This is a genomic window from Mycolicibacterium vinylchloridicum, from assembly GCF_013404075.1.
Classification (GTDB): Bacteria; Actinomycetota; Actinomycetes; order Mycobacteriales; family Mycobacteriaceae; genus Mycobacterium; species Mycobacterium vinylchloridicum.
The window spans coordinates 12,969-26,445 of the sequence record NZ_JACBJQ010000015.1; the positions used below are offsets into that span (position 1 = coordinate 12,969).

Here is a 13,477-nt window from a genome sequence, read left to right on the forward strand (position 1 = left end):
AGCAGCAGCCTCACCGAATCAGTCGTCGCCCGCACTTTCGGGCACCGAATGTCGAAGGACGGCATTGGACGCACACGATCCCCGTCGATATTGGCTGGGAAGAACAGCCGTCGTCGGCGCCTCGGGCGCCTTGGACCTGTTGACGTCGCCGCGTCTGGAGCAACTTCTCGCGGACACTCTCAAACAGACCCCGACCGGTCTGATCGTCGACCTGACCGAGGTCGATTTTCTCAGCTCGGCGGGCATGCAGGTGCTCGTCAACATCCATGCCGCAGCAACTCCCGACGTCGGATTCGTGGTGGTCGCCGAGGGGCGGAGCACCGCCAGGCCGCTCGCACTCGTGGGCCTCACCGAGGTGTTCGACGTCGTTGCGACCCTGCAGGACGCCGTCGACCACCTCAGCTGATCGCAGGCGGGGCGCCAAGGCCGCGCAGCGCGGTCAGGTCGGCCACCCCGCAGCCGTGCAGGCAGATCCGCAATTCCTCGACGAATCGGTGCAGCGTGTCCAGGGCCGCGGCAGGTGACTCGATGGCAGGGGCCAGCAGTGGGCGGGCCAGCGCCACCACGTCGGCGCCCATCATCAACGCCTTCGCGGCATCCAGGCCGGTGCGGATGCCGCCGGAGGCCACCAGCGGCATGCCCGGCAGCGTTGCCCGGACCTCGGTCAGCGCCTGTGCGGTCGGGACGCCCCATTCGGCGATCGCCGGATCACGCACCTCGCCGTAGCGCACCAACTGCTCCACTCGCGCCCACGACGTTCCACCGGCACCGGCGACGTCGACCGCGGCGATCGGCAGGCCGCGCAGCCGTTCGGCGGCCGCGGCGCCGATGCCGTGGCCGACCTCCTTGACCAGAACCGGGTAGGGGAGATCCTCGGCCAGTTGGCGCAACCGCTGCAGTGAGCCGCTGAAGTCGGTGTCACCGTTGTCCTGCATCGCCTCCTGCAGGGGGTTGGTGTGCACCGCCAGCGCGTCAGCACCGATCCGATCCAGCGCGGCAGCCAGCTTGGGCACCAGCGTGCCGGAGAGCTGAGCCAGGCCGATATTGCCGATCAGCAAGATGTCGGGGGCCAGCTCGCGGACGTTGAAGGATGCCGCCACAGTGCCGTCGGCGTCGTCGTCGAGCATGATGCGCTGCGAACCGAGCATCATCCCGATCCCGAGCTTCTGCGCGGCCTCGGCGAGATTGCGGTTGATCGTGCGGGACAGTTCGGCGCCGCCGGTCATCGCGCCGACCAGAACCGGCGCGCGCAGCGGGGCGCCCAGGAAGGTAGTGCTCACGTCGACGGCGTCGAGGCTGGTTTGGGTCAGCGCGTCGTACGGCAGCTGGTAGCGCTCGAAGCCGGTGGTGACGGTTTCGTAGGTCACCGGCCCATGCAGGCAGGCGTCGATGTGGCGCAGCTTGCGGCTGGCCATCGAGCGCTGATGCATGCTCACCCTTTACCCCGTTGCCCAGGGCTGGCGCAGGCCCACTTCGCGCCCTGAAACAATGGCACGGTGTCAGAGGGTCTCTGGATCGCTATCGCGGTCATCGCCGTCCTGGTCATCGCTGCACTCGTCGTCGGCCTGGTGCGGTACCGGCGGCGCCAGATCAGTCTGCGCCCCAGCTCAGAGGGTCCCACACCGATCGACCGATCCGGTGGATACACCGCGTCGTCAGGCATTTCCTTCAGCCAGACGCCGACGGTGGAAGCGCCCACGGTCGATGCGACCGGGCTGCCGGGTGTCGGGGACGACGCGGCGCTGCCGCGGGACTCGGTCAAGCGCCCGATCGCCGACGTACGGCTGCCCGAGCCCTCGGTGGTCTCCGAGCCGGTCGCTGACGTGGTCCCGGAAGCTCCGCCGGTCGAGCCGGAAGTGTCGCCGGCCCCGGCCGCTCCCGAGATCGACACGATCGCCCCTGCGGAGGGCCGCCTGGAGCGCCTGCGCGGGCGGCTCGCCAAATCGCAGAACGCGCTCGGCCGCAGCATGCTCGGCCTGCTCGGCGGCGGCGACCTGGATGAGGCGTCCTGGGAAGAGGTCGAGGACACCCTGCTGATCGCCGACCTCGGGCCGGTGGTCACCGCCTCGGTGATCGAGCAATTGCGCAGCCGGCTGGCCAGCGCGACCGTGCGCACCGAGGCCGACGCCCGCGAGGTCCTGCGCGACGTGCTGATCGCCGAACTGAACCCCGGGCTGGACCGTTCGATCAAGGCACTGCCGCACGCCGACAAGCCGTCGGTGCTGCTGGTCGTCGGCGTCAACGGGACCGGCAAGACAACCACCGTCGGCAAGCTGGCCCGGGTGCTGGTGGCCGACGGGCGGCGGGTCGTGCTCGGTGCGGCCGACACCTTCCGCGCGGCCGCCGCCGACCAACTGCAGAGCTGGGCGTCGCGGGTCGGCGCCGAGGTGGTGCGTGGTGCAGAAGGTGCCGATCCCGCCTCGGTGGCCTTCGATTCGGTGGACAAGGGGATCGAAGCAGGCGCCGACGTCGTCGTGATCGACACCGCCGGACGACTGCACACCAAAACCGGTCTGATGGACGAACTCGGCAAGGTCAAGCGGGTCGTGGAAAAGCGGGCCGCCGTCGACGAGGTCCTGCTTGTTCTCGACGCGACGATCGGTCAGAACGGTCTGGCACAGGCTCGGGTCTTCGCTGAGGTCGTCGCGATCACCGGGGTGGTGCTCACCAAACTCGACGGCACGGCCAAGGGCGGCATCGTCTTCCGCGTGCAACAGGAACTGGGCGTACCGGTCAAGCTGGTCGGTTTGGGTGAAGGACCCGACGATCTGGCACCATTTGAGGCGGCAGCATTCGTCGACGCGCTGCTCGGATAGCCCGCAAATCCCTTCTGAGCGGTGTGAATTGCGGGATGTAACACCGGCGAAACGCAGACTGCCAATCCGTTCACACATGCGAAACACCTAGGCGTCTTAGCTGAAACAACCACTGCGCATTGTCTTGGCCTAGGTCAACGGTGCCTAACCGTGGCATGGGTGAAGGAGAAACTGCGAGTGGATGGATTTCCCGTAATGGGTGTGCCGGACACCGGCGACACAGCATGGATGCTTGCGAGCTCCGCGCTCGTGCTGCTGATGACGCCGGGACTGGCCTTTTTCTATGGCGGCATGGTGCGTGCCAAGGGCGTGCTCAACATGATCATGATGAGTGTCAGTGCCATGGGCGTCGTCACGGTGCTGTGGGTGCTGTACGGCTACTCGATCGCCTTCGGCAATGACAAGTTCAACTTGTTCGGTGATCCGAGCCAGTACTTCGGCCTCAAGGGGCTGATCGGTGGTACCTACCTGCAGCTCACGCCGGAGGACGCCGCAGTCTCGATCCCGCTCGCGGGAACCATTCCACAGGTCGTTTTCGTGGCCTTCCAGCTCATGTTCGCCATCATCACCGTCGCCCTGATCTCGGGCGCGGTGGCCGACCGCCTGAAGTTCAGCGGCTGGCTGGTGTTCGCGGGCCTGTGGGCCACCTTCGTGTACTTCCCGGTCGCCCACTGGGTGTTCGCCTTCGACGGTGTCACCGGTGAGACCGGTGGCTGGATTGCCAACAAGCTCAAGGCAATCGACTTCGCCGGTGGTACCGCCGTGCACATCAACTCCGGTACCGCGGGCCTGGTGCTGGCGATCATCCTGGGCAAGCGCCTCGGCTGGCCCGGCACCCCGATGCGTCCGCACAACCTGCCGTTCGTGATGCTCGGCGCCGGTCTGCTGTGGTTCGGCTGGTACGGATTCAACGCCGGTTCTGCGGTGGGCTCCAACGGAATTGCGGGCGTCACCTTCATCACCACCACCGTCGCCACCGGTGCGGCGATGCTGGGCTGGTTGCTCACTGAGCGGATCCGCGACGGCCACGCCACCACCCTGGGTGCGGCATCGGGCATCGTGGCCGGCCTGGTCGCGATCACCCCGTCCTGCTCGTCGGTGAATGTGGTTGGCGCGCTGGCGATCGGCGCGGGCGCCGGCATCGTCTGTGCGCTGGCGGTGGGGCTGAAGTACAAACTGGGCTTCGACGACTCGCTCGACGTGGTCGGCGTCCACCTGGTCGGTGGTCTGTTCGGCACCCTGATGGTGGGCCTGGTGGCCACTGCGGAGGCGCCGGCGGCGGTGTCCGGCCTGTTCTACGGCGGCGGCGCCGACCAGTTGATCAAGCAGGCCATCGGTGCCTTCGCGGTTCTGGGGTACTCGGCCGTGGGTACCGCTATCTTGGCCTTGATCGTCAAGTACACCATCGGACTGCGGCTTGATCGCGAGGAAGAGGCATCCGGTATCGACGAAGCCGAACATGCGGAGACCGGGTACGACTTCGCAACGGCTGGTACCGGCTCGGTTCTCGGCAAACACGGCGCGGAGGAATGAGGGACATGAAACTGATCACTGCGATCGTCAAGCCGTTCACGCTGGAAGACGTCAAGACCGGCCTGGAGCAGACGGGTATCCTCGGGATGACCGTCAGCGAGGTTCAGGGCTACGGACGCCAGAAGGGCCACACCGAGGTGTATCGAGGCGCGGAGTACTCCGTCGACTTCGTGCCGAAGGTCCGCGTGGAGGTCGTGGTCGATGACTCCGCCGTCGACAAGGTCGTGGACGTCATCGTGCAGGCCGCGCGTACCGGCAAGATCGGCGACGGCAAGGTGTGGGTCAGCCCGGTGGAGACCGTTGTTCGGGTCCGCACGGGCGAGCGGGGGTCCGACGCCCTCTGACGCACCCGATGTGACGTTCTCGTACGGCCACACCGAGTAAGCGTTAGTTGGGGTCGGCCGTGGGAGGACTGAGATGACAAAGCAATCAAGAGATTCCGCCGCCGGCGCTTCCCGATGGGAGGCTCCGGCGGCGGGCTCGTCCAAGCCCGCCAAAGACTTGGCCAAGGCGTGCCAGCAGTTGCTGGAAGGCGGTCAGCGCCAACTTGATTCGGCCGCCCTGCGGGATGCACTGCTGGATCTGCACGAATTCTGGTTGTCCACCAAGGCCACCGAGATCGGCATCACGCCGACCAGTGGATTCGCCATCGTTGCCACCGGGGGGCTGGGCCGCCGGGAGTTTGTCCCGTATTCCGATCTCGACCTCATGCTGTTGCACGACAACATGCCCGCCGACATCGTCACTCAGGTGGCCGAACTGCTGTGGTACCCGTTGTGGGATGCCAACATCCGCCTCGATCACAGTGTCCGCACGGTTCCCGAGGCGCTCACCGTCGCCAGTGAGGACATCTCGGCAGGGCTGGCGATGCTGGAGGTCCGACATATCGCCGGTGACTCTGAGCTGTCCCAACTGTTGATCGGCGGCGCCCGGCGTCAGTGGCGTACCGGAATCGCCACCCGGTTCGACGAACTCGTCGACCACACCAAGGATCGCTGGCAGCGCAGCGGTCAGATCGCGCACCGCGCCGAGCCCGACCTGAAATGCGGCCGCGGTGGGCTGCGCGACGTCCAGTTGCTCAATGCACTGGCCATCGCGCAACTGGCCGACGTGTACCCGAGCAACTCGCTGGCCGGGCCGACCGGATCGCTGGGCGGTGCCCACCTGGCGCTGCTGAACGTGCGCACCGAACTGCACCGGGTATCCAAACGTGGCCGTGACCATCTGCTGGCCCAATTCGCCGACGAGATCGGTGCGTCGTTGCGCATCGGTGACCGGTTCGATCTGGCCCGGGTGCTCTCCGATGCGGCGCGCACCATCAGCTACTACGTCGACGCAGGCCTGCGCACCGCCGCCAATGCCCTTCCCAAGCGTGGACTTTCGGCGCTGCGCCGTCCGACGCGCCGCCCGCTCGACGAGGGTGTCGTGGAATTCGCCGGCGAGGTGATACTGGCCCGCGACGCCCGCCCGGAACGAGACCCGGGCCTGATCCTGCGGGTCGCGGCCGCCTCGGCGACCACCGGGTTGCCGATGTCGGGCTCCACACTGAGCCGGCTTGCGGCGTCGGCACCCGAACTGCGCGCGCCCTGGCCCCGTGATGCGCTCAAGGACCTCTTGGTGCTGCTCGCGGCCGGCCCGACGACGGTGGCCACCGTCGAGGCGCTGGACCGCACCGGGTTGTGGGGCCGGCTCTTTCCGGAGTGGGGAGCCGTGCGGGACCTGCCGCCCCGCGATGTCGTCCACATCTGGACCGTCGACCGACATCTCGTCGAGACTGTCGCGCGGGCAAGCGCTTTCACCACCCGGGTGTCGCGACCGGACCTGCTGGTGCTCGGCGCGCTTCTGCACGATATCGGGAAGGGGCGCGGTGGCGACCACAGTGTGATCGGCGCTGAGCTCGCTGTCCAGGTCGGGACCCGGCTCGGGCTGTGGCCGTCCGATATCGACCTGCTGTCCGCGATCGTGCGCTATCACCTGCTGCTGCCCGACACCGCGACGCGCCGGGATCTGCAGGATCCGCAGACCATCGCCCGTGTCGTCGACGCGCTCGGCGGCGACCCGGTGCTCCTCGAGCTGCTGGACGCACTGGCCGAAGCGGACTCGCTGGCCACCGGGCCCGGCGTGTGGGGTGACTGGAAGTCCTCGCTGATCGGCGACCTGGTCCGCCGCTGCCGGCTGGTGTTGGCAGGAGAATCCCTTCCGCAGGCGGATCCGATTGATCCGCATCACCTTTCGCTCGCCGCCGATCGTGGGGTGCACGTCGAGATGACGCAAGGGGAGAGTGCCCACACCTACAACGTCGCGATGATCGCCCCCGACCGGCGCGGCTTGTTGTCCAAAGCCGCAGGCGTGCTGGCGCTCAATTCGCTACGGGTCCATTCAGCCTCGGTCAACAGCGCCGAGGGTTCGGCGATCAACACGTTCGTGGTGTCCCCGCATTTCGGTGCGCCCCCGGCCGCCGAGCTTCTGCGACAGCAGTTCATCCTGGCCCTCGACGGCGAGCTCGACGTCATCGCCGCGCTGGAGAAACGTGACGCCGACGCCGCGCAGTACGGCACCGGCCGGGTCGGCGAACACAAGCCGGCGGTGCCGATCAACGCCGTCCCGGCGCCACCGCGCATCCTCTGGCATGAGGGCAGCGGCGAGGGCCAGCTGATCGTCGAGATCCGCACCACCGACCGCACCGGGCTGCTGGCACTGTTGACCGGAGTGTTCGAACGGGCCGCGGCCGACATCGCCTGGGCCAAGATCACCACCCTGGGCTCGTCGGTGGTCGACGCGTTCGGGATCTCGGTGCAGCCAAAGGACTCCGTCGACGATGTCCGCGCGCAGCTCGAGAGAGAGCTCTACGCAGTCCTGCCGGCGCCCCCGCCGGCCAAGCCGGTCGAGGAAGCGAGCTAACTGGTCTTCTTCTGCGGGATCAAGCCGAGCGTGCCGGTGTCGGTCTTGGTGCCCAGGTAATACACGACGTCGTACTCGTAGAACAGCGAGATGCCGGTGTTCAAGTAGTACACCGGGGTGGTATCGCCGTCCTGGGCCGGATCCTGCACCTTGACCTTGCCCGCATTCTCGTCATCGGTGGTGACGAACTGGAAGTACCGAACCGGGGTTTGGCCCGTGGTCGTTCCGGTGAGCCAGAACAGCATGTCGGTCTTGAGCTTGCCGACTGTTTCGGCGCTGGAGTCCCAGTCGATGATCGAGTTGTACTTGTCAGGATGGGGGCTCTTGTCGACGTTGTGCAGGGTGGTGGTCGCGCCGGTGTCTGGGGTGATGCCGACATTGGGGTCGTTGATGATCAGGTTGCCGCCGCGGTCGATGATGTTGATCGCGGCGTTGAACAGCTGCAGCCCGTAGAAGTGCAGGCCACTGTTAGGGAAGCTCTGGTCGTCGATGTTCTTGGGGTCGGGCAGCATCGGGAAGTACATACCTTGCGAGTTCGCAATGTTGTTGTTGGTCAACCCGATCTGCATCCAGGCCTCGCCGGTGTCGGGATCGATGTGAACGACGTAGCCGGCCTTGACGCCCCGCCCGAACGTCAGCTGGGCGATGACTTGGTCGATCCCATTGGCTGAATACGTCGGAGCTATGCCGAAGTCGCCGTAGAACGCGTTATCGATGGGCGGGGGCGAATCGGACTTCGGAAGACCGGACGGCGTCCAGAGCACGTCGCCGGTCTTGGTGTTCGTTATCGAATCCATCTGGCCGACAGCGATGTTGCCGCTGGTGACCAAAGGCGTGGAGCTGCCGACGGTGTACAACGACACCGTCCCCACGGCCGAATAGCCGGTGTACTGCAAGCCGCTGTCGAAGGTGTCTTGGATCGGAATCCGAATCGGGTCGGTGACGACGTCGCTACCCCACCAGGGCGACTTGGTGGGATCGTCCGAGGCGTACGCCGCGTAGAAACCTCCAGCGCCGGTGTCGAATTCGAATAGCTGGGGCGGCGCGCCGTAGCCCAGGGAGACGTAGATACCCAGTTTCTGGGTTCCGGCGTTGTCGATCGCCTGGAAGTACAGCGGCACCTTGATCGGCCTGGTGATCACCCCGACGCTGGCCGGAAACAAGGTGCGCTGGATCAGGTACACGCTATCCCGCAGGAACCTGTTGACCGGGGTGGGCGGCTCGTTGGCGAGCCTGTTCGCCGCACTCGCCAGCGCCTGCTGCAGCGCGTCGGAGATCGACTGGAGCGCCTGGCTCCCGCCGACGCGGTCGGCCGTCGTCAGCGTCCCGGCCGTGGCTGGCGATGCGCTCGGAGTTGTCGCCGCCGCCATGATCCGCGGAGTGCCGACGGCGACACGGCGGGTGCGCACACCGGTGGCCTGCGCGCCGGCGGCCGACCCGCGGGCCGAGGCGGCCGGCGAGGCGGCGCCGCGTCGGCCACTGCCGGCCGTGGTTGGGTGACGGTCCACCGATGCGGTGTTCCGCGCCGAGGAGCCGCCGGAGGCAGAACTGTGCGACGAATTCGCCGTCGAGGAGCCCCCGCCCGCATCGGCGGACGCGACGGCCGGGGCCGCCAGCATCGCGATTCCGATTCCGGTGGCCACGGTGCCCAACTGGAGCCACCGCACCACGGGCAACGTGCGGCCCCTGCCGTGGTTGCCGACAGAGCTCGTACTGCGCACCGGATTTCCCACCCCGACCTCCAAGCCCGACCCCTGGGAGCGCATTTGCTGCACTTCTCGAAGGGATACCACATGCCTGGGATGCGAGCGGAGATTTTGCCAGGGTTGGCGATATCGACGCCGCGGTTGCGATTCGTGGCGCAGGCGCGACCGTGGTGGCGATCTCGCGATGGACTCACGCCAGATAGGCTTGCCCCGTGTTTGAATCCCTGTCCGACCGGTTGACCGGTGCGCTGGCCGGCCTGCGTGGCAAGGGCCGGCTCACTGACGCCGATATCGATGCCACCACCCGTGAGATCCGGCTGGCCCTGCTCGAGGCCGACGTCTCGCTGCCCGTCGTGCGCACCTTCGTCAATCGCATCAAGGAGCGGGCGCGCGGCGCCGAGGTCTCCGGCGCGCTCAACCCTGCCCAGCAGGTCGTCAAGATCGTCAACGAGGAGCTCATCGGCATCCTCGGCGGCGAGACCCGTCAGCTGGCGTTCGCCAAGAACCCGCCGACGGTGATCATGCTGGCCGGCCTCCAGGGTGCGGGTAAGACGACGCTGGCCGGCAAGCTCGCCAAGTGGCTCAAGGGTCAGGGCCACACCCCGCTGCTGGTGGCCTGCGACCTGCAGCGTCCCGGTGCGGTCAACCAGCTCAAGATCGTCGGCGAGCGGGCCGGGGTCAACGTCTTCGCCCCGCACCCTGGCACCGCACCCGATGCCGCGGACACACTGGACGCCGGCCCCGGTGATCCCGTCGCCGTCGCGGCTGCAGGCCTCGCCGAGGCGCAGACCAAGCACTTCGACGTCGTGATCGTCGACACCGCCGGCCGCCTCGGCATCGACGATGTGCTGATGGCCCAGGCCGCCGCGATCCGTGACGCGGTGCACCCCGACGAAACCCTGTTCGTCCTCGACGCGATGATCGGCCAGGACGCGGTGGCCACCGCCGAAGCGTTCGGTTCCGGCGTCGGGTTCACCGGGGTCGTGCTGACCAAGCTCGACGGCGACGCCCGCGGTGGTGCGGCCTTGTCGGTCCGCGAGGTCACCGGCGTGCCGATCCTGTTCGCCTCGACCGGCGAGAAGCTCGAGGACTTCGACGTCTTCCACCCCGACCGGATGGCCAGCCGCATCCTCGGCATGGGCGACGTGCTGAGCCTGATCGAGCAGGCCGAGCAGGTCTTCGACCAGCAGAAGGCCGAGGAGGCTGCGGCCAAGATCGGCTCCGGTGAGCTCACGCTGGAGGACTTCCTCGAGCAGATGCTGATGATCCGCAAGATGGGGCCGATCGGCAACCTGCTGGGCATGCTGCCCGGTGCGGGTCAGATGAAGGACGCGCTGGCCACCGTCGACGACAAGCAGCTGGACCGGCTGCAGGCGATCATCCGCGGCATGACCCCGCAGGAGCGGGCCGACCCGAAGATCATCAACGCCTCACGACGGCTACGCATCGCCAACGGCTCGGGTGTCAACGTGTCGGAGGTCAACCAGCTCGTCGATCGGTTCTTCGAGGCCCGCAAGATGATGTCGCAGATGGCCGGTGCGATGGGCATGCCGTTCGGCCGGCGCTCGTCGAAGAAGCAAGCCAAGGGCAAGAACAAGCAGGCGGGCAAGAAGAAGGGCGGGCGCGGGCCGACGCCGCCGAAGAGCAATCCGTTGCTCGCCGCCGGCATGCCCGATCTGTCCGGAATGCCCCAGGGCCTCAACGAATTGCCGCCCGGTCTCGCCGACTTCGATCTGTCCAAGCTGAAGTTCCCGGGCAAGAACTAGCGTGCGACTGCACGTTCGGGGCCGCGGCCTGCCCGACGGCGAGCTCGTCGAATGGTGGATCGTCGACGGGGTGCTGCGCGCCGAGCCGGTCGCCGATGCCGAGACCGTCTTCGACGGTGGCTGGATCGTGCCCGGACTGGTCGACGCGCACTGCCACGTCGGGCTGGGGGAGCACGGCGAGATCCCGCTCGAGGATGCGATCGCCCAGGCCGAGGTGGAGCGCGGGGTCGGTGCCTTGTTGCTGCGCGACTGCGGCTCGCCGACCGACACCCGTAGCCTCGACGATCACTACGATCTGCCCCAGATCATCAGGGCCGGAAAGCATTTGGCCCGTCCCAGGCGCTACTCCCACGGCTTCGCCATCGAACTCGAGGACGAGTGGCAGCTGCCTGAGGCGCTGGCCGAGCAGGCCCGCCTCGGCGATGGCTGGGTCAAGCTGGTCGGCGACTGGATCGACCGGTCCGTCGGCGATCTGGCGCCGCTGTGGTCTGATGACGTCTTGCGCGCGGCGATCGCGGCCGTGCACGACGAGGGGGCTCGCGTCACCGCGCACGTGTTCAGTGAGGACGCGCTGCCGGGCCTCATCGGAGCGGGCATCGACTGCATCGAGCACGGCACCGGACTGACCGACGACACCATCGCAATGATGGTCGAGCACGGTACCGCCCTGGTGCCCACCCTGATCAACATCGAGAACTTCCCCGGATTCGCCGACGCCGCAACCAAATACCCGACCTACGCGACCCACATGCGCGCCCTCTACGACAGTTGCTATCCGCGGATGGCCGCCGCCCGGGAGGCCGGTGTGCCGATCTACGCCGGCAGCGACGCGGGCAGCACGATCGCCCACGGCCGTATCGCCGACGAGGTCGACGCCCTCAAACGGATCGGGATGAGCCCGACCGAGGCACTCGGCGCAGCGTGCTGGGATGCGAGGCGGTGGCTGGGCCGGTCCATCATCGACGACGGCGCCCCGGCGGATCTGGTGTGTTTCACCGAGGACCCGCGCGGTGGCGCCGACGTGCTGTCGAACCCGGACGTGGTGATCCTGCGCGGGCGCGTCTACTAGCGTTGATCACTGGCTGTAGTGGCCGAAACCCCAGTCGAGCAGTTTCGCGGCCTGGTCCCACAGATCGTCGCTGCCATACATCTGCACCACGATCAGTCGTCGCCCGTTGCGCTGGGCCATGCCGACGTAGGTTTCCTGGGCCAGATCGGTGTATCCACTCTTGCCGCCGATGAAGCCGGGGTAGCTGCGCAACAGGCGGTCCTGGTTCGTGATCTCCTTGAACCCGGACCTAGCCGGGAACAGTGCCGAGGGCTGGTGCACGATCTGCGCGAACAACGGGTAGCGCAATGCTTCCCGGTAGATCACCGCCAAATCGTGTGGCGTGGTGACTGATTCCCAGCCGGGCCCGTCCAAGCCCGAGGGCGATCCGGCCCGGGTACTGCGCGCGGTGAGCTGGTAAGCCTTGGCGTTCATTTTCTGCACGGCGACTCCCGCGCCACCGAGCATGTCGGCGAGCAGGTTGGCGGCGTCGTTGCCCGACACCAGAAGTAGCCCGTCGAGCAGTTGTCGGGCGGTGTAGACCTGACCCGGAACCAAACCGACGCATGAGCATTCGACTTGAGTGTGTGCGCCGGTCGCGCGAACCGCGGCGTTCGGCGCCAACTGATCGAGCACGACCATCGCCAGCAGTGCCTTGATGGTGCTGGCCGGTGCATGCGAGCTATAGGGCTCGCGGCCACCGAGAATCTGGCCGGTGTCGAGGTCGGCGACCAGCCAGGCCTGCGCGGGGCCGTCGGGTGGGGCCGCTACCGCTCCGGCCGGTTGGGGCGCGGGTGCTGCGGCGGCGGGAACCACCAGCACAAGAGACATGGCAATGCTCAGCAGCGCGACGAACGGGCGGGCCGGCATGGGTGCCGAGGCTAATCAGCGTGCGCGTCGGCAACGACGCGATCGAATCTCGAATGCATAGCGATTTCGGCGTGCAAACGTTCGCTCAAGCGGCGGTTTTCGCGCCGAAATCGCATAGTCGGGGTGGTGTTACCTAGGTCACAGTAAAATTTTCCGAGTAAGCGTCGGGGATGTTGGCACTGATCAGTGGGGAGAGACTGTGAAGATCGCGAAAATGACCGGAGTGGCCGCCACCGTTGTCACTTTGGGCCTTGCCGGCGTCACCGCCGCGCGGGCCTGGGCAGCGGACAGCATCAAGGTGTTCGGCCAGCAGGAAACGTTGAACGGGCCCAATGGCCTGCCCTACATCGGCTATGCCGTGGGCAAGCTCGCGCCCAGTTCGGACCCGGTGCCACACAATGGCACGTTGTACGCGGCCAAGCTGGTGGTCGACGGGTTCGGTGCCAATTACCCGGTATTCGTCGAGCGCTTCGGTGCCCGGGCTGAGTCCGGCGACTTCTACCCCTCCATCTGGGGGGCATCGAACGCTGGAAAGCTCTACTTCGACGTCGTCGGCCCCATCCCGAACAGCGTCGTCTTCAACGACGGCACCCGCGACCTCCTGGCCTGGGTGCCGGGTGATCCCGGCACCGCGGCACCGGTCGTCGTGCCGGATTCCGACGAGAACTTCCAGGTCGTGCCGGACCAGGCCGCCGCCGGTGCCCCGACGCCTTCGGGAGACAACTCGTCGATCGTGGCCACCCCGAACGACCTGGCCACCTCGCCCTATCAAATCACCGAGGGTGAAGCTGCTCAGCCGGGGTTCAATGCCGGCGGAGGACACCGCTAGCCAGGGGA

The 13,477-nt window shown here is 67.2% G+C and carries 11 protein-coding genes; 8 read left to right on the forward strand and 3 right to left on the reverse strand.

Translation table 11 applies throughout. The features are described from left to right. Positions 1–64: 64 nt before the first annotated feature. Positions 65–406: an STAS domain-containing protein gene (locus HPC46_RS14505; protein WP_179470955.1), complete on the forward strand. Its 342-nt coding sequence runs from the start codon at positions 65–67 to the stop codon at positions 404–406. Here the strand turns inward: HPC46_RS14505 and fni are convergent. Continuing rightward, the gene (fni, locus tag HPC46_RS14510) at positions 399–1,430 is read right to left on the reverse strand and encodes a type 2 isopentenyl-diphosphate Delta-isomerase (RefSeq protein ID WP_179471178.1); all 1,032 of its coding nucleotides are present in this window, start codon (positions 1,428–1,430) and stop codon (positions 399–401) included. The two genes, HPC46_RS14505 and fni, sit on opposite strands and share 8 nt — an antisense overlap. Before the next feature lie 66 nt (positions 1,431–1,496). Between fni and ftsY the strand changes: the two genes are divergently transcribed. The 4 genes from ftsY to HPC46_RS14530 all read left to right on the forward strand — a co-directional run bounded on the left by ftsY (position 1,497) and on the right by HPC46_RS14530 (position 7,250). Then, positions 1,497–2,816, forward strand: coding sequence for a signal recognition particle-docking protein FtsY (ftsY, locus tag HPC46_RS14515; RefSeq protein ID WP_179470957.1), 1,320 nt, complete (start codon positions 1,497–1,499; stop codon positions 2,814–2,816). Positions 2,817–3,011: 195 nt separating this feature from the next. Beyond that, on the forward strand, positions 3,012–4,349 hold the full coding sequence (locus tag HPC46_RS14520) for an ammonium transporter (protein ID WP_179471180.1): 1,338 nt from the start codon (positions 3,012–3,014) through the stop codon (positions 4,347–4,349). A 5-nt stretch (positions 4,350–4,354) separates the two neighbouring features. Further along, the gene (locus HPC46_RS14525; RefSeq protein WP_005148837.1) at positions 4,355–4,693 is read left to right on the forward strand and encodes a P-II family nitrogen regulator; all 339 of its coding nucleotides are present in this window, start codon (positions 4,355–4,357) and stop codon (positions 4,691–4,693) included. A gap of 73 nt (positions 4,694–4,766) precedes the next feature. Beyond that, complete coding sequence (locus HPC46_RS14530) at positions 4,767–7,250, forward strand: [protein-PII] uridylyltransferase (protein ID WP_179470964.1); 2,484 nt, start codon at positions 4,767–4,769, stop codon at positions 7,248–7,250. Here the strand turns inward: HPC46_RS14530 and HPC46_RS14535 are convergent. Then, the gene (locus HPC46_RS14535; RefSeq protein ID WP_179470966.1) at positions 7,247–8,971 is read right to left on the reverse strand and encodes a hypothetical protein; all 1,725 of its coding nucleotides are present in this window, start codon (positions 8,969–8,971) and stop codon (positions 7,247–7,249) included. The two genes, HPC46_RS14530 and HPC46_RS14535, sit on opposite strands and share 4 nt — an antisense overlap. Positions 8,972–9,168: 197 nt before the next feature. Between HPC46_RS14535 and ffh the strand changes: the two genes are divergently transcribed. Together ffh and HPC46_RS14545 are read left to right on the forward strand one after the other, a co-directional pair. Continuing rightward, positions 9,169–10,722: a signal recognition particle protein gene (gene ffh, locus HPC46_RS14540; RefSeq protein WP_179470968.1), complete on the forward strand. Its 1,554-nt coding sequence runs from the start codon at positions 9,169–9,171 to the stop codon at positions 10,720–10,722. A 1-nt stretch (position 10,723) separates the two neighbouring features. After that, positions 10,724–11,791, forward strand: a complete 1,068-nt coding sequence (locus tag HPC46_RS14545) for a metal-dependent hydrolase family protein (RefSeq protein ID WP_179470970.1) — start codon at positions 10,724–10,726, stop codon at positions 11,789–11,791. Between the two features lie 6 nt (positions 11,792–11,797). Here HPC46_RS14545 and HPC46_RS14550 read toward each other — a convergent pair whose 3' ends face one another. Further along, complete coding sequence (locus HPC46_RS14550) at positions 11,798–12,640, reverse strand: D-alanyl-D-alanine carboxypeptidase family protein (RefSeq protein ID WP_179470971.1); 843 nt, start codon at positions 12,638–12,640, stop codon at positions 11,798–11,800. A 199-nt stretch (positions 12,641–12,839) separates the two neighbouring features. Between HPC46_RS14550 and HPC46_RS14555 the strand changes: the two genes are divergently transcribed. Continuing rightward, positions 12,840–13,469: a DUF1942 domain-containing protein gene (locus HPC46_RS14555; protein WP_179470973.1), complete on the forward strand. Its 630-nt coding sequence runs from the start codon at positions 12,840–12,842 to the stop codon at positions 13,467–13,469. Positions 13,470–13,477 lie beyond the last annotated feature (8 nt).